The organism is Pararobbsia alpina (genome assembly GCF_965118125.1).
Taxonomy (GTDB): domain Bacteria; phylum Pseudomonadota; class Gammaproteobacteria; order Burkholderiales; family Burkholderiaceae; genus Pararobbsia; species Pararobbsia alpina_A.
In genome coordinates this window covers 1,025,412-1,045,591 of the sequence record NZ_OZ221287.1, presented here as the reverse complement: position 1 = coordinate 1,045,591, position 20,180 = coordinate 1,025,412, and the positions used below count along the sequence as shown (strand labels likewise).

At 63.4% G+C, this 20,180-nt stretch carries 15 protein-coding genes; 2 read left to right on the top strand and 13 right to left on the bottom strand.

Annotation, left to right across the window (positions count from 1 at the left end; all coding sequences use genetic code 11):
* Nucleotides 1–95 precede the first annotated feature (95 nt).
* The 5 genes from ACMFWR_RS04455 to ACMFWR_RS04435 form a co-directional block, all read right to left on the bottom strand.
* Entirely contained in the window at nt 96–1,010 is a 915-nt protein-coding gene (locus ACMFWR_RS04455) for a metal ABC transporter ATP-binding protein (RefSeq protein ID WP_413193809.1), read from the bottom strand.
* Entirely contained in the window at nt 1,007–1,981 is a 975-nt protein-coding gene (locus ACMFWR_RS04450) for a metal ABC transporter solute-binding protein, Zn/Mn family (RefSeq protein WP_413194784.1), read from the bottom strand. The genes ACMFWR_RS04455 and ACMFWR_RS04450 overlap by 4 nt, the downstream gene beginning before the upstream one ends.
* A gap of 408 nt (nt 1,982–2,389) precedes the next feature.
* Complete coding sequence (locus tag ACMFWR_RS04445; protein WP_413193808.1) at nt 2,390–3,928, bottom strand: efflux transporter outer membrane subunit; 1,539 nt, start codon at nt 3,926–3,928, stop codon at nt 2,390–2,392.
* 1 nt (nt 3,929) lies between these two features.
* Nucleotides 3,930–7,094, bottom strand: a complete 3,165-nt coding sequence (locus ACMFWR_RS04440) for an efflux RND transporter permease subunit (protein WP_413193807.1) — start codon at nt 7,092–7,094, stop codon at nt 3,930–3,932.
* Between the two features lie 15 nt (nt 7,095–7,109).
* Complete coding sequence (locus ACMFWR_RS04435) at nt 7,110–8,429, bottom strand: efflux RND transporter periplasmic adaptor subunit (RefSeq protein WP_413193806.1); 1,320 nt, start codon at nt 8,427–8,429, stop codon at nt 7,110–7,112.
* A 319-nt stretch (nt 8,430–8,748) separates the two neighbouring features.
* On the opposite strand from ACMFWR_RS04435, the gene ACMFWR_RS04430 reads away from it, so the two are divergent.
* On the top strand, nt 8,749–9,399 hold the full coding sequence (locus tag ACMFWR_RS04430) for a TetR family transcriptional regulator (protein ID WP_413193805.1): 651 nt from the start codon (nt 8,749–8,751) through the stop codon (nt 9,397–9,399).
* On the opposite strand, the gene ACMFWR_RS04425 is transcribed toward ACMFWR_RS04430, so the two are convergent.
* From ACMFWR_RS04425 to ACMFWR_RS04400, 6 genes are all read right to left on the bottom strand, one after another.
* Nucleotides 9,370–9,927 carry a CoxG family protein gene (locus ACMFWR_RS04425; RefSeq protein WP_413193804.1) on the bottom strand — a complete coding sequence of 186 codons (558 nt, stop codon included), beginning with the start codon at nt 9,925–9,927 and terminating at the stop codon, nt 9,370–9,372. The two genes, ACMFWR_RS04430 and ACMFWR_RS04425, sit on opposite strands and share 30 nt — an antisense overlap.
* Nucleotides 9,924–11,288, bottom strand: coding sequence for a vWA domain-containing protein (locus ACMFWR_RS04420; protein ID WP_413193803.1), 1,365 nt, complete (start codon nt 11,286–11,288; stop codon nt 9,924–9,926). The genes ACMFWR_RS04425 and ACMFWR_RS04420 overlap by 4 nt, the downstream gene beginning before the upstream one ends.
* Nucleotides 11,285–12,196 (bottom strand): AAA family ATPase, encoded by a 912-nt coding sequence (locus tag ACMFWR_RS04415; protein ID WP_413193802.1) that lies wholly within the window; start codon nt 12,194–12,196, stop codon nt 11,285–11,287. Before ACMFWR_RS04415 ends, ACMFWR_RS04420 begins: the two co-directional genes overlap by 4 nt.
* 138 nt (nt 12,197–12,334) lie before the next feature.
* Nucleotides 12,335–13,153, bottom strand: a complete 819-nt coding sequence (locus ACMFWR_RS04410) for an FAD binding domain-containing protein (RefSeq protein WP_413194783.1) — start codon at nt 13,151–13,153, stop codon at nt 12,335–12,337.
* Between the two features lie 32 nt (nt 13,154–13,185).
* Nucleotides 13,186–15,558, bottom strand: coding sequence for a xanthine dehydrogenase family protein molybdopterin-binding subunit (locus ACMFWR_RS04405; RefSeq protein ID WP_413193801.1), 2,373 nt, complete (start codon nt 15,556–15,558; stop codon nt 13,186–13,188).
* Between the two features lie 163 nt (nt 15,559–15,721).
* Nucleotides 15,722–16,261 (bottom strand): (2Fe-2S)-binding protein, encoded by a 540-nt coding sequence (locus tag ACMFWR_RS04400; protein ID WP_413193800.1) that lies wholly within the window; start codon nt 16,259–16,261, stop codon nt 15,722–15,724.
* A 527-nt stretch (nt 16,262–16,788) separates the two neighbouring features.
* Here ACMFWR_RS04400 and ACMFWR_RS04395 point away from each other — a divergent pair.
* Entirely contained in the window at nt 16,789–17,802 is a 1,014-nt protein-coding gene (locus tag ACMFWR_RS04395; RefSeq protein WP_413193799.1) for an XdhC family protein, read from the top strand.
* A gap of 114 nt (nt 17,803–17,916) precedes the next feature.
* On the opposite strand, the gene ACMFWR_RS04390 is transcribed toward ACMFWR_RS04395, so the two are convergent.
* Both ACMFWR_RS04390 and ACMFWR_RS04385 read right to left on the bottom strand, forming a co-directional pair.
* Complete coding sequence (locus ACMFWR_RS04390) at nt 17,917–18,378, bottom strand: carboxypeptidase regulatory-like domain-containing protein (protein ID WP_413193798.1); 462 nt, start codon at nt 18,376–18,378, stop codon at nt 17,917–17,919.
* 220 nt (nt 18,379–18,598) lie between these two features.
* Nucleotides 18,599–20,173 (bottom strand): DegQ family serine endoprotease, encoded by a 1,575-nt coding sequence (locus tag ACMFWR_RS04385; protein ID WP_413193797.1) that lies wholly within the window; start codon nt 20,171–20,173, stop codon nt 18,599–18,601.
* Between the last annotated feature and the right edge of the window lie 7 nt (nt 20,174–20,180).

Sequence of the window (20,180 nt, the reverse complement as noted above, 5' to 3'; positions counted from 1 at the left end):
ATGCAAGAACGTGAAACGCCGAACACCATCATTCAGGCCACGCCGATGCGCTCATGCGCCGTCTTCCGGATTCGCATTATGAGGCCCGGGCCTCTTCAATGCCGATGGACATGATGATGCGCGGGGTGATGCACGGCATCGTGCGCAGCACCATGCTTGTGGCCATGCGAATGCGCCGGACCGTCACCATGAGAATGATCGTGGCCGCAGTCGCCTTCGTGCCGATGCTCGTCGTGCTCGAGATCCGCCGCGCCCGACATCACGAAGATCCGGCCACCCAGACGCATGACGTCGATCCGCGAGCCGTAGAGTTTGGATAGCACGGGCCCGTTGATCACTTCATCCACCGTGCCGAGCGCAGCCTGCCCGCGCCCGAGGTAGAGCACGCGATCGAGCGTGTGCAGCAAAGGATTGAGTTCGTGAGCGCTGAACAGCACGGTGATGCCGAACTCACGTTGCAATTGATAGACGAGGTCGACCGTGGCCTGCTGATGATGCGGATCGAGGCTGATCAGCGGCTCGTCGAGGAGCAGCAAGCCAGGCTCGCCGAGCAGGCATTGCGCGAGCAGCAAGCGCTGTCGCTCGCCGCCCGACATCGAAACGAGCGGCCGTTCGGCGAGATTCATCGCGCCGACGCGCTCGAGCGCTTCGTCGACAACGCGGCGCGTACGCGCGCCGCCGCCGATGGCGAAGCCCCAACGATGACCATCGAGCGCACACGCTACGAAATCGCGGCCGCGTAATCGGCGCTCAGCCAGCGTCGCGCGAATTTGCGGCATATAGCCAATCGCCGGATTGCCTTGCGAAGCCGGCTTGCCGAGGATGCGGATCGAGCCGCTGACGGGCTCGATCAAGCCCAGCAACGCACGCATCAACGTCGTCTTGCCCGCGCCATTGGCGCCGAGCACGCCGATGAACTCGCCCATGCCGATCGAGAGGCTCACGTCCTCGAGCACTCGCCGTCCGGCGAGTTCGATGGTCACGCGGTCGAGTTCAATCGCTAAGGTCATTGCTTCGTTCCACCCGTTTGTGTAGCCACGGCACCCGTTGCCGCCTTCGATGCCGAACCCTGCGCCGTCTGCGCAGCGAGTGCCGCGTCAAGCGCATCGAGCTGATGCAGCATCCAGGCCTGATACGTCATGCCATGCGGCTCCGTTTCGGTCACGCTGACCACCGCGACCCCCGACTTCTTCGCAATCGCAAGCAGCTTGCGCGTCAGTTCATCCGAGACCTGCGCGTTGTAGAACAGCACCTTCACGCGCCGCTCGCTCAAATCCTTCTCGAATGCGGCGAGATCCGTGGCGGTCGGCTCCGTGTCGTTCATGACTGCGGTCTGGAAGCGCAGATTGCGCATGTCCAGGCCGACTGCATCGGCCATATAGCCGAACACCGGCTCGGTCGCCGTCACGGGCACGCCTTGATACTTCGCGCGCATCGCCGCGATTTTCGCATTGATCGGGTCAAGAGATGAGAGGAACCCTGCGAGCTGACGGTCGACGTCGGCCTGGCTCGACGGATCGGCCTGCTTGAGCGCGTCGGCATAGGCCTTGGCAACGGCCGGCATCGTCGCCGGCAGGTACCACAGGTGGGGATTGTCGCCGCCCTTCTTGCCCACGAGGTTGGCGGCTTCGATCTGGACGCGGCCGGCGCGGGGCGAGGCGCCCAGCAGCTTGTCCATCCACGGATCGTAGGCGGCGCCGTTGAATACGACGATTTTCGCTGCCGACAGCTGACGGGCCGTCGACGGACTGGTCTCGAACAAATGCGGATCCTGGTCCGGGTTGCTCATGATGCTCGTCACCGCGACATGGCTGCCGCCGATCTGCGTCGCGACATCGCCGTAGAAGTTCTCGGCCGCGACGACCGGCACGGGGCTCGCAGCGAGGGCGTGTTGGGCCATCAACCCACCCACTACGGTGCTGACGGTCAGCGACAACAAGGCAAAGCGGCGCAGGCGGGCAATGCGGAACAGACGCGACATCGGGGTCATCGGTGATCTCCGGCACAGCGGGGCCGCCATCGCGGCACCTTCGGTTCAAGTGAGGAGCCGATGGTATAACATAACACTCGAATCACGCTACTCTGCGGGTGTCAGGGCGATGTTTTGCGAAGCAAATAGCGTTGATCGAAGTCGGACCCCGCCCGGCGGATCGAATATGGCGTGCGCCCGCACCGTCAACAGCGCCGCCCCGGCACGCAACCGGCGCATCACCCGATGCTCCCGCCCGACCGTACGCGAAAAAATTCTACTCGTTGAAGTGCGAGTTCAGGCCCGAGATCAGACCCGGAAAATAAATCGCCCCAGAAACTGGACTACTGTCCAGCATCTGGGGCGTGTCTGCGAACGACGAAGCCATACCCCGCCGTTCGCTCGTCTTTACGCGTAGCGTCAGCCCGCCGTCGTAGCCGAAGCCGGAGCGGCCGGCGCAGCCGGTTCGATCGAATACTCGACATCCGACGGACGCGGCGTGTCGCCGGTATGCTCGATCCAGCCACCGCCAAGCGCCTCGTACAAATCGACGAGATTCGTCTGGCGAGCCAGCTGCGCGGTGATCAGCGACAGCTGAGCCTGATACAGATCGTTCTGCGCCGTCAGCACGTTGAGGTAGCTGTCGACACCGCTCTTGTAACGCAGGTTCGACAGATCGAGCCGGCGTTGCGTCGTGGCGGTGAAGCGCGTTTGCGCCTCGATCTGCGCGTCATACGTGCCACGTCCGGCCAGGCCGTTCGCGACTTCCGTAAAGGCCGATTGCACCGCCTTTTCGTACTGCGCGACCGCGATCTTCTTGTCGGCGTTGACGACTGCCAGGCCGGCGATATTCGCACCGCCATCAAAGATCGGCAACGAGATGCTCGGCGTGAATGCCCACTGACCCGACCCGGCCTTGAACAGGCTGCCGAGCGTCGGGCTGATCGTGCCCGCGTTGCTCGTCAGCGTGACCTTCGGGAAGAATGCCGCACGCGCCGCACCGATATTCGCGTTGGCCGACTTCAGCTTGGCCTCGGCTTCCATGATGTCCGGACGACGTGTGAGCAGATCCGAAGGCAGCCCCGCCGGGATATCCGTCATCAGCTTCTGCTCGCCGAGCGTCGTTCCCGCAGGCAGATCGTCGGGCAGCGGCTCACCCACCAGCAGCACGAGGTTGTTGATCGCTTGCTGGCGCAGGCGCACCTGCGTCTGCAGGTTGGCCTTCGCGGTTTCCACAACGCCTTCCGCCTGGCGCAAGTCGAGTTCCGAGCCCGTGCCGACGTCGAACTGCAGCTTCGCGAGGCGGTACGACTCGGTCGCGGTCGCCAACGTGTCGTTGGTGACCTTGAGTTCGTCGTCATACGCGAGCAGCGTCAGATACTGATCGGCCACTTGCGATACGAGCAGGATCTCGGTCGCCTTGCGCGCTTCGGCCGTCGCGAAGTAGGTCTGCAACGCAGCCTGCGACAGGCTGCGGATGCGGCCCCAGAAATCGAGTTCCCACTGCGATTCCGTGAAGTTGACCTGATACACGGAGCCATAGCGCGTGCCCGACTGCGACAGCGCCGGCGGCACCGACTGACGCGTGCCCGTGCCCTGGAGATCGATCTCGGGCATCAGCGCGGCGCGCTGGATCTGATACTGGCCGCGCAGCTCATCGACCTGGAACGCAGCAGCGCGCAGGTCGCGATTGTTCTTGAGCGACAGCTCGATCAGCTTCTGCAGCCGCGGATCGGTGAAGAAATTACGCCAGCCGATATCCGACGCCGCGGGGATGCCCGACGTGCTGTTGCCCATCGCCTTCGCGGCATCGCCTGCCGTCGGGTACGTGCCGGCGACTGATCCGTCGGGCCGGTCGTAGTGCGGGATCATCGTGCAGGCCGCGCACAGCGCGAGCGCGGCGAGCGACGACGCCTTGAGCGCAATACCCGGCAAATGACGCTTGCTTGTCTTTTTCATATCAGTGTCCTTGCTCCGGCGCGGTCACGGGCACAGCCTGGCCAGTACCCGCTGCCCCCTTGCCCTTGCTGAACCGATCGCGAATCACGACGAAGAACATCGGGATCATGAAGATCGCGAGGAACGTCGCGCTCAGCATCCCGCCGATCACGCCCGTGCCGATCGCGTGCTGGCTGCCCGAGCCTGCACCGTTGGACACCGCGAGCGGCAGCACGCCGAGAATGAACGCGAGAGACGTCATCAGAATCGGTCGCAAACGCAGTCGTGCTGCTTCGGTCGCCGCGTCGAACGCGCTCATGCCCTCGTTCTGCTGAAGGTCCTTCGCGAACTCGACGATCAGAATCGCGTTCTTCGCCGACAGACCCACCGTGGTCAGCAGGCCGACCTGGAAGTACACGTCGTTCGCGAGGCCGCGGCCGGTCGCCGCGAGCAGCGCGCCGAGAATACCGAGCGGCACCACCATAATCACGGCGAACGGAATCGACCAGCTCTCATAGAGCGCGGCCAGGCTCAGGAACACGACGAGAATCGAGATCGCGTAGAGCGCAGGCGCTTGCGAGCCCGAGATCTTTTCCTGCAGCGACAGGCCTGTCCATTCGAAGCCATAGCCCGGCGGCAGCTTGGCGGCGAGCCGCTCCATCGCTGCGATGGCGGCACCCGTGCTCTTGCCCGGCGCTGCCGCACCCTGGATTTCGACCGCCGAGATACCGTTGTAGCGCTCAAGCTTCGGCGACGAATACGTCCATTGACCCGTCGTGAACGAAGTGAACGGAACCATCGTGCCCGACGCATTGCGCACGTACCAGTGACCGACGTCTTCCGGGTTCATCCGGAACGACGTGTCGCCCTGCACGTAGACGCGCTTGATCCGGTTATCGGTATCAAGGAAGTTGTTCACGTACGCCGACGCCCATGCGATCGAGAAAGTCTGATCGACATCGGTGGTCTTGAGACCGAGCGCGCTGGCCTTCTCGCGGTCGACAGTCACCTGGTACGACGGCTGGTCGCTCAGGCCGTTCGGACGCACGAGCGCCAGATCCGGGTCCTTCGCGGCCATGCCGAGCAACTGGTTACGCGCGTTCATCAATGCCGCGTGACCCGCACCCGTGCGATCCTGCAGTTCGAAGTCAAAGCCGGCGGCGGTACCGAGCTCAGGAATCGGCGGCGGGTTGATCGGGATGATCATGCCGTCCTTGTAGCTCGCGAAGTGCATGAACAACCGACCCACGAGTGCCGGAATCTTCTGGTTCTCGTGTGTCCGCACCGACCAGTCCTTCATCCGCACGAACAGCAGACCCGAGTTCTGGCCGCGGCCCGCGAAGTTGAAGCCGTTCACTTCGAACACCGACTCGACGATGCTGCCTTCGTCGTTGAGCAGGTAATTGTTGACCTGGTCGAGCGCGCGCTGCGTGCGCTCCTGCGTCGCACCCGGCGGCGTCTGGATCAGCACGAACATCGTGCCCTGGTCTTCGTCAGGCAGGAACGACGTCGGCATGCGCACGAACAGCAGCCCCACGGCCACCACGAGCACCGCGTAAATGATCAGCCAGCGACCCGAGCGGCGAATCACGTGGTGCACGCCGTCGTGATACTTGTTGCGGCTGCGCTCGAAAGTCCGGTTGAACCAGCCGAAGAAGCCTGTCGTCTTCTCGTGATGACCCTTCTCGATGGGCTTGAGGATCGTCGCGCAGAGTGCCGGCGTCAGAATCAACGCGACGAGCACGGACAGCACCATCGCCGCCACGATCGTCAGCGAGAACTGTCGATAGATCGCGCCGACCGAGCCGCTCGAGAACGCCATCGGCACGAACACGGCCGACAGCACGAGCGCCACACCGACCAGTGCACCGGTGATCTGGTCCATCGCCTTGCGGGTCGCATCCCTTGGCGATAACCCCTCCTCGGCCATGACCCGCTCGACGTTTTCCACCACCACGATCGCATCGTCGACCAATAGCCCGATCGCGAGCACGAGCCCGAACATCGACAGTGTATTGATCGAGAAGCCCACCGCGGCCATGACCGCGAAGGTGCCCAACAGCACCACTGGCACCGCGATCGTCGGGATGATCGTTGCCCGCAGGTTCTGCAGGAACAGATACATCACGAGGAACACGAGCACGATCCCTTCGAACAGCGTCTTGACCACTTCCTCGATCGACAGGCGCACGAACGGCGTCGTGTCGTACGGGTACTTGACGACCAGCCCGTGCGGGAAGTTCTTCTGGAGATCGTTGATGCGGTCGCGCACGGCCTTCGCTGTCGCGAGCGCGTTGGCGCCCGTCGCGAGCTGGATACCGAAACCGGCGGCCGGCTTGCCGTTGTACTTCGTATCGAAGACGTACGTTTCCTGACCCAGGCTCACGCGGGCGACGTTCTTGATGCGGACCTGCGATCCGTCCGCATTGACCTTGAGCAGCACGTTGCCGAATTCCTCCGGCGTGCGCAGCAGGGTCGCTTCGGTGATCGTTGCAGTCAGCATCTGGCCCGGCACCGGCGGCGTGCCGCCGAGCTGGCCGGCCGGCACCTGCACGTTCTGGCCGCTCAGCGCGTTGGTCACATCGACCGGCGTCAGCCCATAGTTATTGAGCTTGATCGGATCGAGCCACACGCGCATCGCGTACTGCGAGCCGAACACCGTCACCGTACCCACGCCGTTCACACGGCTGATCGGATCCTGGATGTGCGACGCGACGTAGTTTGCGAGGTCAGTGCGGGTCATGCTGCCGTCGTCGGACACGAACGCGAGCACGAGCAGGAAGCTGCTGCTCGACTTCGTGACCTTGATGCCCTGCTGCTGGACTTCGGTCGGCAGCAGCGGCGTCGCGAGCGACAGCTTGTTCTGCACCTGCACCTGCGCGATGTCCGGGTTGGTACCCGCGGCAAACGTCAGCGTGATCGTGGCTGTACCCGAGTCGTCCGAAGTCGAGCTCATGTACATCAGATGGTCGATCCCGTTCATCTGCTGCTCGATGACCTGCGTGACGGTGTTTTCCACCGTGCTGGCGCTGGCACCGGCGTAGCTGGCGCTGATCTGGATCGACGGCGGAGCGATCGTCGGATACTGCTCGACCGGCAGGCGCCCAATGGAGAGCGCACCAGCAAGCATCAGGACGATCGCGATCACCCAAGCAAAGATCGGGCGATCGATAAAAAACTTTGCCATGAGACGGGCTCCTGATTACTGCGCCTGGGCGCTCGAAGCATTACCTGCCGATGCCGCTGCGACGCCGCTGGCCGGCGCGCCCGACGACGCACCGCTTGCACCGTGGTTCACGTTCTGGTCGGTACCGGTCACACCGGCGGCGCTGGCCGCTGCGGCTTCTTCACCGGCGGCTGCGGCCGGCGGCAGTTGCGCCTCGATCGTCTTGACCGTCATGCCCGGCTGCACCTTCAGCGTGCCCTGCACGATGACCTTGTCGCCCGGGTTCAGGCCGCTTTCGACGATCCAGTTCGGACCTTGCGTGCCCGCCACCTTGAGCGGACGCGGCTCGACCTTGCCCTGTGCGTCGACGATCAGCGCGACCGGATCACCCTTCGGCGTATGCGTGATGCCGACTTCCGGCACGAGCATCGCCTTCGAGTTCACGCCTTGAGCGAGCTTGGCGTGCACGAACATGCCCGGCAGCAGCGTGTGATTCGGGTTCGGGAACAGCGCGCGCAGCGTGACCGTGCCCGTCGTCTGGTCGACGGTGACATCGGAGAATTCGAGCTTGCCTTGCTGGGCGTACTTCGTGCCGTCTTCGAGCGTCAGGCTGACCTTCGCGGCATGCGAATTGGCCGACTCGACCTGGCCGTTTGCCACCGCGCGGCGCAGCTTGAGCAGGTCGGTCGTCGACTCGACGACGTCGACGTAGATCGGATCGAGCTGCTGGATCGTGGCCATCAGCGTCGCCTGGCTTGCCTGCACATAGGCGCCCGGCGTGACTTGCGAGATGCCGACAATGCCGGTGATCGGCGAAACGACGTCGGTATAGCCGAGGTTGATCGATGCCGTCTGCACCGATGCCTTGCCCGAGCCGACATCGGCTTCGGCCTGGCCTTGCGAGGCCACGGCGTTGTCGTAGTCCTGCTTGCTGACCGCGTTTTGCTGGACGAGGACCTTATAGCGTTCGGCCTGGGCCTTCACCGACACGACGTTCGCTTCGGCGCGCGCCAGCGTGGCCTTCGCGCTGTCGAGCGACGCCTGATACGGCGCCGGATCAATCTTGTACAGACGCTGGCCAGCCTTGACCTCGGCGCCTTCAACGAATTCGCGGCGCAGCACGATGCCGTCGACCCGTGCACGCACCTGCGCGACGAGATAGGCATTGGTACGACCCGGCAGGTCGGCGACGACCTCGACCGGTTGCGGCTGCACCGTGATCACCCCGACTTCCGGTGTCTGGGGCGGCGGCGGCCCTTCCTTCTTCCCGCAGGCGGACAGTGCGAACACTGCCAGCACTGCAGCCGCGGTGCCCGTAACACCGAAAAATCGTGCAGATACCCGATCGACGTGCATGAACGACCTCTATTAACTGAGAATTGATCTTCGGACTGAGACGCCTTCGTGAGGCGATCCGTCCGGTTTTGCGTTCTTTCCGGCAGCGCAGTGAGTGCTCACGCGCAGGTCTCGCCGCCTTTCCCGTGTTGCAGTTCCGGGAAAAATGGGTGTGATATTACCGCGCAAAAAGCAAATGTTTGCGTGAAATTCCTGCCAGGGCAGATTTTTCAAGATTCGCATTATAGATACAATCACGGATGTATGTATCTATCCGAATATTACTAAGCTTTCGGGTTCGAAGAACAATTAGGTCGAATAGCCGGCCACAGGGAGAAAAATGGCACGTCGAACCAAAGAAGAAGCGCAGGAAACACGTAGCCGAATCCTGGACACCGCGGAGCAGGTTTTCTTTGACAAGGGCGTCTCACGCACCTCTTTGACAGATATTGCCGAGGCAGCGGGCGTCACACGTGGTGCAATCTACTGGCATTTTCGCAACAAATCGGACCTGTTCGAGGCGATGTTCGCCCGTGTCAAAACCCCTTTCGAGGAGCTGATCGAGGCGACGATCGACACCAACGAGCCGGACCCGCTTGCTCGCATCCGCGAGTTGCTGATGCTGATCTTCGAAGGCACGGCGACCAACCCGCAACGCGCGCGGGTGCTCGACATCCTGTATTTCAAGTGTGAGTTCACCGAGGAGATGGGCGCGGTGCTGTCGCGCCATACGGACGCAATGCGGGATGCGCGCGAGAAGATGGCGGCGGGTCTGCGTAATGCGAGCGCCAAAGGGCAATTGCCGGCAGATCTCGACACCCGGCAAGCGGCGGTCATGCTGCATGGTTTTCTCAACGGCATGCTCGCCGACTGGCTGCTGTCGCCCGACCACATCGATCTGGGCAAGGACGCGGGCGTCTATATCGACGCCCTGTTCGACATGTTCCGCAATTCAGCCGCGCTACGCGTGCGAGGAGGGGTCGGACGCTGAGGGATCGGCTGCCGATGCGGCCGCGACCTCATCGGGGTAGCGTTCCCGGATCAGCGTATCGAACGCCGTAAAGAACTCGGCTGCGAGCCTGCGTGCGGCGCCGTCGATAAGCCGCGAGCCGATCTGGGCGATCTTGCCGCCGACTTGCGCGTGAACCGCATAGTCGAGCCGCGTGAACGGGCTCGGCCCCCCGGCGTTCGTCGCGGTGCCCTCCCCCGCATCGGCCCCATCGACAGTCGACGGCGTCAAGGTCACTTCGGCCGTTCCCTTGCCGAACCCCGCAACGCCGCCCTGTCCGTTGAACGCGAGCTTATACGCACGCGGCGGCACGGGTTCTTCAATCTGCAGCTTGCCCTGGAACCGTGCCTTCACCGGACCGATCGCGGCCACCATCGCCACGGCAAATTCGTTTGCGCCCGTCGGCTCGATCGACTCGCAACCGGGAATGCAGTGACGCAATACCTCGGGATCGTTGAGCGCTTCCCACGCGGTCTGTTGCGACACGCGCAGCACTTGTGACTGGCTCATCTCCATCGCGTCGTCTCCTGAAGCGCCTGCGCAAGCTGTGCATACGCGGCGAGGTTGTGAACGGGAATATGGCGATCCACGTGCGGCATCAACGCGCGCACGCCGGCCGCCTTGGGCTCGAAGCCGTCATAGCGCAACAAAGGGTTCAGCCAGATCAGCTCGCGACAACTCTTCGAGAGTCGCTCGGCAGCGGCGCCGAGGCGCTCGATCGATGAAGCGCGAACGACGCGCAGATGCGTTCCGCCTGCAAGTGCACCGGTCAACGTGCGAGTGTCTGACCGACGATCATTGCTCGCGACGTCGGTGCCAGGCCCCGATCGGCGATCGTCGGTGTTCGTGTCGCCGTCGTCGTCATCCGCTTCGAGCCCATCCGTTACGAGCAGCACGACCGCATTGCGCGCGAGAAGGCGACGTGACCAGTCGCGGTTGAATCGCTCGAGCGCGGCGGCAATGCGCGTTCCGCCCGACCAGTCCGAGACCCCTTTGGACACGGCGCCGAGTGCGACATCGACATCGCGTGTGCGAAGCAAGCGCGTCACGGGCGTGAGGCGCGTGCCAAACAGAAACACCGAGACCGGTTCGCGTTGAATCAGCCCATGCAGCCAGTGCAGCATCATTCGCGAGTACCGCTGCATCGATCCCGAGATATCGCACAGCACGACGAGCGGCGGCGGCGCTGACTTGCGCTTGCGAAAACGCAGCGCCACCGTTTCGCCGCCTGCGCGTGAAGCGGCGCGCAGGGTCGCGCGAGGATCGATGGTGCCGTGCGACGCTGCTGCATAACGACGCGTTTCGCGCGGCTCGATATGCATCGACAACGTTTCGAGCAGACGCGCGACCGCGTTCCATTCGTCGGGGGTCATCTTCTCGAAGTCGGTGTGATGGAGTTGTTCCGCGGTCGACGCGCCGAACGCCGTGAGTTCGGGTTCCTGATCGCGATCGCGCGGAGGATGTTCGCCGCGACGCGGCGAAGACAACGCGTGCGCGACGCGTGGCGATAGGCCCTTGGGCTCGACACGCCCCTGCGTTTTCGGCAGCATCGCGGCGAGGATCTTCGCAAGCAGATCGGGGTCGCGCCAGAACGCGGCGAACGCCTGATCGAAAATCTCGCGGTGCTCTCGACGTTTGACCAGCACCGCGGCCATCGCCGCTTGCCAGTCTTCGCGCCGCTGCACCCCCACCATGCGTGCGGCCGTGAGTGCATCGAGCATCTGTGCTGGCCCGACCGGCAGACCTGCGACACGCAGCACGCGCGTGAAATGCACGACGTTCTCGGCAAGACGCCCATGGCCGCCTTCGAGGATCGGAGGCAGAGGTGGTGTCTGCGCTTGCATCTGCGTTTGCATCGTGCGTTGCTTCACGTTCCCGCCTCGGCGCGTATCTCGGCGATTAACGCGGCCGCGGTCGCACCCTGCACGCGTGCGAGATCGTCCTGGTACTTGAGCAAGGCGCCGAGCGTATCGTCGACGACCTGCGGATCGAGCGACAGCGCGTCAAGCGTCGTCAGCGCGCGCGTCCAGTCGAGCGTCTCGGCGATGCCGGGCGCCTTGAACAGATCGCCGCGCCGCAGCTTCTGCACAAATGCAACGACCTGCCGCGACAAATCTTCGGATGCTTCGGGCGCCTTGCGCCGCACGATTTCAAGCTCACGTGCAGCGTCGGGATAGTCGACCCAGAAATACAGGCAGCGCCGCTTGATCGCATCGTGAATCTCGCGCGTGCGGTTCGAGGTGATCACAACGATCGGTGGCTGCGTCGCCTTGATGACGCCGAGCTCCGGAATCGAGATCTGGAAATCGGACAACACCTCGAGCAAGTAGGCTTCGAATGGCTCGTCGGCACGATCAAGCTCGTCGATGAGCAACACGGGCGGGCCACCCGCATGAGGTTCGAGTGCACGCAGCAGAGGGCGTTTGAGCAGAAAGCGGTTGTCGTACAGATCGAGTGCGTGGGTCGACCCGGCGGCCGGATTGATATCGCTCGCCGCCTGCGCAGCGCGGATTTCAAGCATCTGTTTCGGGAAATTCCATTCATACGCAGCGCTCGCTGCGTCGAGGCCGTCATAGCACTGCAGACGAATCAGTTCACGCCCGAGACCGAGGGCCAATACCTTGGCGACCTCGGTCTTGCCCACACCTGCTTCGCCTTCGAGAAACAACGGCCGCCCCATCCGGATCGCAAGAAATACCGTCGTCGCGAGCGCACGGCTCGCGACGTACTGCGCCTGCGCAAGACAGTCCTGCACGCCCTCGATCGATTCGAAACTCATGTTGCGGAACGTCCCCCCGTCTGCGTGCCGGACTGCTCATCAGCCTGTGATGTAGCGCGAAATTCGGGCCATCCGGTCTGCGTGGTCATCGAGAAGGTCGAAGTGATCGATGCAAGCGTGCCCGTTTCGCCCCCCCACTCATCCATTGCCCCGCTCGATAGCCTGCGCCACCGCGCGTTTGGCGAGCACCTGGATCAGATGCGCCCGATATTCCGCGCTCGCGTGGATATCCGTCATCAGTGCATCGGCGTCGACGCCGAGCCCGTCGAGCGCGCCGGGTTCGAAGCGTTTTGCCAGTGCGTCTTCAAACTCACGCACCCGAAACACACCACTTTGTCCGGCACCTGTGACTGCGACTCGCACGCCGCCGTCAGCGCCGGCCCCGACGAACACTGCCACGAGCGCGAAGTGCGACGCCTTCTGCCTTTGCCTGACATAGGCCGCACGTTGCTGCACGGGGAAGTCGACGGAGGTGATCAGCTCTCCGGGCTCAAGGGCCGTCTCGAACAGGCCAAGGAAAAATGCATCGGCCGGAATCGAACGCCGATCGGTGTGCACGGTCGCACCCGAGCCGAGCACCGCCGCCGGATAGCACGCCGCCGGGTCATCGTTAGCAAGCGAACCACCGATCGTGCCGCGATTGCGCACCTGCCGGTCGCCGATATTGCCTGCGAGTTCAGCGAGCGCGGGAAACACGCGCCGCACGTCGGCCGATGCGCCGACGGTCGCATGCGTGGTCATCGCACCGATCTTCAATGTATTGCCCTCAACGCGAATGCCGTTCAGATCGGCAAGGCCCGCGAGATCGATCACATCGGTCGGCTGGGAAAGGCGCAGTTTCATCGCCGGCAACAGGCTTTGGCCGCCTGCAAGCACACGAATATCCGCACCGGGTTGTGCCGTGAGTTTCACGGCATCGGCGAGCGCGGTCGGACGGTGGTAGACGAAGGTTTTCATCATCGCTCCTGGATCAGATTCACGCTGACGGATCAGGCGGACTGCGCGCCTTGCAGCGCGCGCCACACACGTTCTGGAGTTGCCGGCATCGCGATGTCGCGCACGCCGATCGCATCGGTGATCGCATTGATCACCGCTGGCGTCGAACCGATCGCGCCGGCTTCGCCGCATCCTTTGACGCCGAGCGGGTTATGCGTACACGGTGTGCACGTCGTACCGACCTTGAAGTTCGGCAGATCGGCTGCACGCGGCATCGCATAGTCCATATACGAGCCCGTCAGGAGCTGACCGCTCTCGCGATCGTAGACGCACCCTTCGAGCAAAGCCTGCCCGATGCCCTGCGCGAGGCCGCCATGCACCTGTCCCTCGACGATCATCGGATTGATGATGTTGCCGAAGTCGTCGACGGCAGTCATCGCAATGATCTGTGTCTCACCCGTTTCGGGATCGACTTCGACCTCGCAGATATGACAGCCGGCCGGGAACGTGAAGTTCGGCGGATCGTAAAACGCGGTTTCGTCGAGCCCGGGTTCAAGTTTGTCGAGCGGGTAGTTGTGCGGAACGTAAGCGGTCAGCGCCATTTGCGCGAACGGAATGTTCTTGTCCGTTCCTGCGACGCGGAAGGCGCCGGCACTGAACTCGATATCGGACACCGAGGCTTCGAGCACGTGTGCTGCAATCTTGCGTCCCTTTTCGACGATCTTGTCGATTGCGCGGATGATGGCCGAGCCGCCCACAGCCAGCGAACGCGATCCATACGTGCCCATGCCGAACGGAATGCGCGCGGTATCGCCGTGCACGATCTCGACATCGTCGAACGGGATGCCGAGCCGGTCGGCGACGACTTGAGCGAAGGTTGTTTCATGACCTTGCCCGTGGCTGTGCGAGCCCGTGAACACGGTCACCTTGCCGGTCGGATGCACGCGGACTTGCCCCGCTTCATACAGACCCGCGCGCGCGCCGAGCGCCCCGGCAATATTCGACGGGGCGAGTCCGCACGCCTCGATGTAGCACGAATATCCGATGCCCCTGAGCTTGCCCCGCGCTTTGGCCTCGCTACGCCGGGCCGCAAAGCCGGCCACATCCGCGATCTGCAAGGCCTTGTCGAGGCTCGCGGCATAGTCGCCCGTGTCGTAAGCCAGCGCGACCGGTGTCTGATACGGGAATTCCGTCACGAAGTTGCGACGCCGGATTTCAACGGGATCGAGCTTGAGTTCGCGCGCGGCGGTCTCGACGATACGTTCGATCAGATAGGTCGCTTCAGGACGCCCCGCACCGCGATAGGCATCGACAGGCGCCGTATTGGTGAAGACGGCCGTCACGGTCACATGAATCGCGGGTGTCTTGTATTGCCCCGCGAGCAAGGTGCCGTAAAGGATCGTCGGCACGCATGACGAAAACGTCGACATATACGCGCCGAGCGCCGCTTTCGTGTCGACGCGCAAGGCCAGGAAATGACCTTCGGCATCCATCGCGAGTTCGGCCTTCGAGATGTGATCGCGCCCATGCGCATCGGACAGGAAGGCTTCCGATCGATCGGCCGTCCATTTGATCGCGCGATTGATTTTCTTGCTGGCCCAGACGATCGCGGCCTCTTCGGCATAGATATAAATCTTCGAGCCAAACCCGCCACCGACATCGGGCGCGACCACGCGCACCTTGTGCTCAGGCAGATTGAGCACGAACGCGGACATCAGCAAACGCTCGAGATGAGGATTCTGATTCGAGACATAGACCGTGTAACTGTCGTCGGCACGCGAATACTGCGCGACCGCGGCACGCGGCTCGATGGCATTCGGAATCAAACGATTGTTGACGTACTCGAGCGTCGTCACATGGGCGGCTTTGGCAAACGCCGCATCCACTGCCGCTTTGTCGCCGAGTGCCCAGACGAACGACGTATTGTCGGGCGCGGCATCGTGGACCACCGGTGCGCCGGGCTTGAGCGCATCGTCGGGACGCACCACCGCGTCGAGTGGCTCGTAGTCGATATCGATCAATTCGGCGGCGTCGCGGGCATGTTCATAGGTGTCGGCGACGACCAGCGCAACGTGGTCGCCCACGTAACGCACCTTGTCGATCGCCAGCACAGGATGCGGCGGCTCCTTCATGGGCTGGCCGTCGACATCGGTGATCAACCAACCGCACGGCAAGCCGCCGATGCCCGCCGCCTTGATGTCTTCGCCCGTGAAAATCGCAATGACGCCCTTCGATGCTTTGGCAGCGTCGGTCCGGTAAGCCAGGATCTTCGCGTGGGCGTAGGGCGAGCGCAGGAAATATGCGTACGTCTGCTGAGAGATATTGACGTCGTCGGTGTAGCGGCCGCTGCCCGTGAGGAAGCGATAGTCTTCGCGACGCGGCATGGGCGCGCCCAGCGGGCCGCGTCCGGCAGAAAGATCGGTCATGACTGAACTCCGGCTATCAGGTATCAGGTCGATGGGAAATCGGTCGGCGCAGCATCCGCGATCGGAATGCCGGTCACACGCGATCGGCCTCAAGGGGTGTTGCCATGCGTGTGGCGGCGCTGCGGCGCACGAAGCGATTCGGTGGCTCCGTGGTGCCCCGGTGCTAGACCGTGGCCGATGCCCTCGTCGCGGCATCCGACGACTGCGTTGAAGGCGCTTGTGTCTGGCCGGTGCCCTGCATGGCCGCCAGGCCCGTTCGCACCGCCGCGACGATGTTGTGATAGCCCGTACAGCGACACAAATTGCCGTCGAGTGCGTGGCGAATCTCGTCATCGCTCAACGGACCGGGTCGGCTGGCCAGCTCGCACGCCGACATGACCATGCCCGGCGTACAGAAGCCGCATTGCAGCCCATGCTTCTCGCGGAATGCAGCCTGCATCGGGTGCAACGTGCCATCAGGCGCAGCGAGACCTTCGATGGTCGTAATCGAGCGGCCCGCCGCCTGCACGGCAAGCATCGCGCACGATTTGACGGCCTGCCCGTCGAGGTGAATCGTGCATGCGCCGCATTGCGACGTGTCGCAACCGATATGCGTGCCCGTCAGCTCAAGACGATTGCGCAGCAATTCCACCAGCAGGGTTTCGGGGGGGATCTCGACGGTATGCGACTGACCATTGACGGTCAGCGTTACGGACACGGTCATGACGTTTGTCTCCATCGGACGGAAGGTGATCCTTCTCTGCGACCGCGCGTCCCCCATCCCCGCTTTCGCAATTGAAAGCAATTTGAAATAATCGGAAGGCGAACGCACGAAGCCAGCCAGGAGGCCGGCACGCTCAATCCAGCTTAGGACACGGGTCAGCGTGTGTCACGGACGCGCACATATACGGTTACCCTGATGCGCGCAAAACCGCGATTGGCGCGGCTATCCGGTCATCAGCGTTTTCGAGGGAGGCAGAACGGGAGGCGTGCCCCTATACTTTTTTGATGCATCGCATCCGCGCCATCGCGCTGTCGGATACCTGGCCGCGCCGGCCGGGCACGCGTTGACCTGATTGGGTCAGCGCGGGACAGGCGCGCGAAATGCGGTGCGAGGTACGGAATGGCACAAAACCTCTCAAGGAGGTCCTGCGGGCCCGTGTCGTTTGCCGTATCGTGGCCTGCACATTGTTTCCAATACGCGTTTTCCCGGCGGCAAATCGCCGTCAATCCGGCAGTGACAGGCAATCTATGGATAGCGTCGATCTCGAAGTACTCAAAAGTGCGGCCCGTTGGTTCGAAGACGGGCGGCGCGTCACGCTTGCGTGCGTCGTGCGCACTTGGGGCTCGGCACCGCGCCCGGTCGGGTCGCTGCTGGCCGTGCGCGACGATGGTCACGTCCACGGGTCGGTGTCGGGCGGGTGCATCGAAGACGATCTGATCGACCGCGCGCGCGACGGTCAGCTCTTTCCGCCCGACGCGCCGTCGCTGCCACAGGTTACGACCTATGGCGTGAGCGCCGAGGAAGCCCATCGCTTTGGCCTGCCTTGTGGCGGAACGCTTGAGCTCGTGCTCGAGCCGGTCACCACACGATCGCAAATCCGTCCATTGCTCGACGCCATCGAGCGCCACCGGCTTGTCGTTCGAAAACTGGATCTCGCCTCGGGTGAGGTCAGCATTTCGCCGGGCTCGCACCGCCCCGAACTCGAGTTTGACGGCGCCTCGCTGGTGTCCACGTTCGGCTCGCGCTACCGGCTGATCCTGATTGGCGCGGGGCAACTGTCACGCTACGTCGCACAATTTGCTCAGGCGCTCGACTATCGCGTGATCGTCTGCGATCCGCGCGAAGAATATGCTCAGGAGTGGGATATCGAAGGCGTGGATTTCACGCGAGAGATGCCCGACGACGTCGTGTTGAATATCGGCGTCGATGCGCATACGGCAATCGTCGCGCTCACGCACGATCCGAAGCTTGACGACATGGCGCTCATGGAAGCGCTCAAGACGCCGGCCTTCTATGTCGGCGCCATCGGCTCGCGCGCCAATCAGGCGAAGCGCAAGGAACGGCTCAAGCTGTTCGATGTGACCGACGCCGAACTGCAGCGCCTGCACGGACCCGTGGGCATGTATATCGGTGCGCGCACACCGCCGGAAATTGCCGTCTCCATCCTGTCGGAGATGACCGCAATCAAGCACGGTATCGACGTGCGCCAGCGTCGCGAAGCGTCCGAACCGTCAACGGCGGAATCGGGCTGCGCTGCATAAGCTGCCGCTTCAGCCGCCGTTCAAGTCACCGTTCAGGCCGCCGAACAAGCAAAAACGGGCCGGCATTCCTGCCGACCCGTTGCAATCCTTACCGCTCGATCCACGACACCCTCGTCACTGGGTGCTCCAGCGGAACGAAGCCTTCTGATGCGCAGCACCCACCTTGATCGACTGGGTCTTCTCTTCGCCCTTATAGCTCGCATGAACCACATAGTCGCCCGGCGGCAACTTGACGAGCATATAGGGTCCGTCGGCCGTCGCCTGGAAGACGCTTCCGCCTCCTCCGGTCACGTTCACGTGAACGTCCGACAGATAGTCCGAGCCCGGACCGGCGAAGAGCAATTCGAGCGGCCAATGCGGTGCCGCTGCCTTCAACGCGTGCGACTCGTCGAGACCGACGCCGCCCGTGACGTAATCGATGGATCCTGCCTGTTTGACCGCGGGCATGCCCGTGGGCGCCATGGCGCTGTCGTTGCTCTGCGCGGCGGCGTAACCGACTGTGCCGACGCCTAGCGCGAGCGCCATCGCGGCTCCCGCCACACCGCGCATCCAGCGTGACTGATTGAATCGCTTCATCGTTCGCTCCTTTGAGACCGGGAAACCCAGGATTCGCAAGAAGCGCGCCCGGGGTTGGGCTCCCATCCGTGGGATCGCTCAGTGGCTGATCAGTGACCGCTCAGTGACTTCTCAGTGACTGTGCGGTGCCTGCCCGATGACCTTTCAGTGACCGCGCAGTCGCCGCTCAAGTCATACGCGGCGTCTGCGCAGTCACGGATTCAGTCGTACGACAACGCGCTTACTCGAGGTCGACCGGCACGAAGATCTGCTGGCTGTTGCGTTGAATCAGCAACGCGACCGACGTCCCCGCGTTCGCCAGACGATCCTTCAGCTGATCGGCCGCCGTCAGCGGCTGACCATTGATCGCAAGAATCACGTCACCGGGCTGGATACCGGCTGCCGCTGCCGGACCGGTCACCTGCTCGACCAGCAGGCCGCCCGCCACCGATGCCTGGCGACGTTCATCCGCCGTCAGCGATCGCACGGCTACGCCGAGCTTCACTTGCGATGCGTTCGAATCGTCGGAAGCGACCTTCGAGGCGTTCGGGAACGCGCCGATCGTCACGCCGATGTCCTTCTCCTTCTTGTCGCGCCACACCTGCAGGTGCGCAGTCGCACCCGGCTTCATGTCGGCAATGATCGTCGGCAGCGACGCCGAATCGTCGATCGCGATGCCGTCAACCGAAAGAATCACGTCACCCGGCTTGAGCTGCGACTTCGCGGCCGGGCCATCCTTGTCGATCGAGCTCACGAGCGCGCCTTGCGGCTTGGTCATGCCGAACGACTGGGCAAGCGATTGATTCACACTCTGCACCGTGACACCGAGACGGCCGCGCTCGACATGCCCGCTCTTGATGAGGTCGTCCTTGATCTTCATCGCGAAGTTGATCGGAATCGCGAACGACAGACCCTGGAAGCCACCCGTGCGGCTGAAGATCATCGAGTTGATGCCGATCACGTTGCCGTACATATCGAACAGCGGGCCGCCCGAGTTACCCGGGTTGACCGGCACGTCGGTCTGAATGAACGGGATATACGTTTCATCGGGCAGCGAGCGCGCCTTCGCGCTGATGATCCCCGAGGTCACCGTATTGTCGAAGCCATACGGCGAACCGATCGCGACGACCCATTGACCGACCTTCGACTTGCTCGCATCGCCGATCTTCACCGTCGGCAGTGACTTCGCGTCGATCTTGAGGACAGCCACGTCCGATGCCTTGTCGGAACCCACGACCTTCGCGCGGAATTCGCGCTTGTCCGTGAGCTTGACCGTGATCACGTTGGCACCCGCCACCACGTGCGCGTTGGTCAGGATGTAGCCGTCCTGGCTGATGATGAAGCCCGAGCCGAGGCTCATGCTGTTCTGATCCTGCGCGCTGCCGCCATCGTCGTCACCGCCCTGACCTTGGCCGCCGCCGCCCGGGAACTGGTCACCGTAGAAGCGCTTGAAGAACTGGAAGAACGGGTCGTCCGGGCTCATGTTGCCGAACGGCGTTGCGCGGCGTTGCTGCTGCGGCGACGAGAGCTTCGTCTTGGCGACGTGCTCGGCGCTGATGTTCACGACGGCGGGACCATACGCGTCAACGAGTCCCGAGAAGTCAGGCACGCCCGTCGCGCGTGCGGCTTCGGCCGGCATCACCGGCGCGGGTTGCGGCGCGGGCGGCGTCGTTTGCAGCGCCGGCACGGCGCCAGCCGCATGCGCGTTGTCGATCCATTGCGGCGTCGCGCCATGGCGACCCGCGACAAAACCTGCAGAGATAGCAACCACGACCGCGACGGCGACAAGGCTGCGTGAGAACCGTTTGGTTTGCATTCTGGGC

What these genes read in the sequence shown, in the direction of transcription:
- ACMFWR_RS04440 (WP_413193807.1), bottom strand. Translation starts at nt 7,094, where the DNA reads ATGGCAAAGTTTTTTATCGATCGCCCGATCTTTGCTTGGGTGATCGCG.
- ACMFWR_RS04390 (WP_413193798.1), bottom strand. Translation starts at nt 18,378, where the DNA reads ATGAAGCGATTCAATCAGTCACGCTGGATGCGCGGTGTGGCGGGAGCC.
- ACMFWR_RS04450 (WP_413194784.1), bottom strand. Translation starts at nt 1,981, where the DNA reads ATGTCGCGTCTGTTCCGCATTGCCCGCCTGCGCCGCTTTGCCTTGTTG.
- ACMFWR_RS04445 (WP_413193808.1), bottom strand. Translation starts at nt 3,928, where the DNA reads ATGAAAAAGACAAGCAAGCGTCATTTGCCGGGTATTGCGCTCAAGGCG.
- ACMFWR_RS04425 (WP_413193804.1), bottom strand. Translation starts at nt 9,927, where the DNA reads ATGAGCCAGTCACAAGTGCTGCGCGTGTCGCAACAGACCGCGTGGGAA.
- ACMFWR_RS04405 (WP_413193801.1), bottom strand. Translation starts at nt 15,558, where the DNA reads ATGACCGATCTTTCTGCCGGACGCGGCCCGCTGGGCGCGCCCATGCCG.
- ACMFWR_RS04415 (WP_413193802.1), bottom strand. Translation starts at nt 12,196, where the DNA reads ATGAGTTTCGAATCGATCGAGGGCGTGCAGGACTGTCTTGCGCAGGCG.
- ACMFWR_RS04435 (WP_413193806.1), bottom strand. Translation starts at nt 8,429, where the DNA reads ATGCACGTCGATCGGGTATCTGCACGATTTTTCGGTGTTACGGGCACC.
- ACMFWR_RS04430 (WP_413193805.1), top strand. Translation starts at nt 8,749, where the DNA reads ATGGCACGTCGAACCAAAGAAGAAGCGCAGGAAACACGTAGCCGAATC.
- ACMFWR_RS04395 (WP_413193799.1), top strand. Translation starts at nt 16,789, where the DNA reads ATGGATAGCGTCGATCTCGAAGTACTCAAAAGTGCGGCCCGTTGGTTC.
- ACMFWR_RS04400 (WP_413193800.1), bottom strand. Translation starts at nt 16,261, where the DNA reads ATGACCGTGTCCGTAACGCTGACCGTCAATGGTCAGTCGCATACCGTC.
- ACMFWR_RS04385 (WP_413193797.1), bottom strand. Translation starts at nt 20,173, where the DNA reads ATGCAAACCAAACGGTTCTCACGCAGCCTTGTCGCCGTCGCGGTCGTG.
- ACMFWR_RS04455 (WP_413193809.1), bottom strand. Translation starts at nt 1,010, where the DNA reads ATGACCTTAGCGATTGAACTCGACCGCGTGACCATCGAACTCGCCGGA.
- ACMFWR_RS04410 (WP_413194783.1), bottom strand. Translation starts at nt 13,153, where the DNA reads ATGAAAACCTTCGTCTACCACCGTCCGACCGCGCTCGCCGATGCCGTG.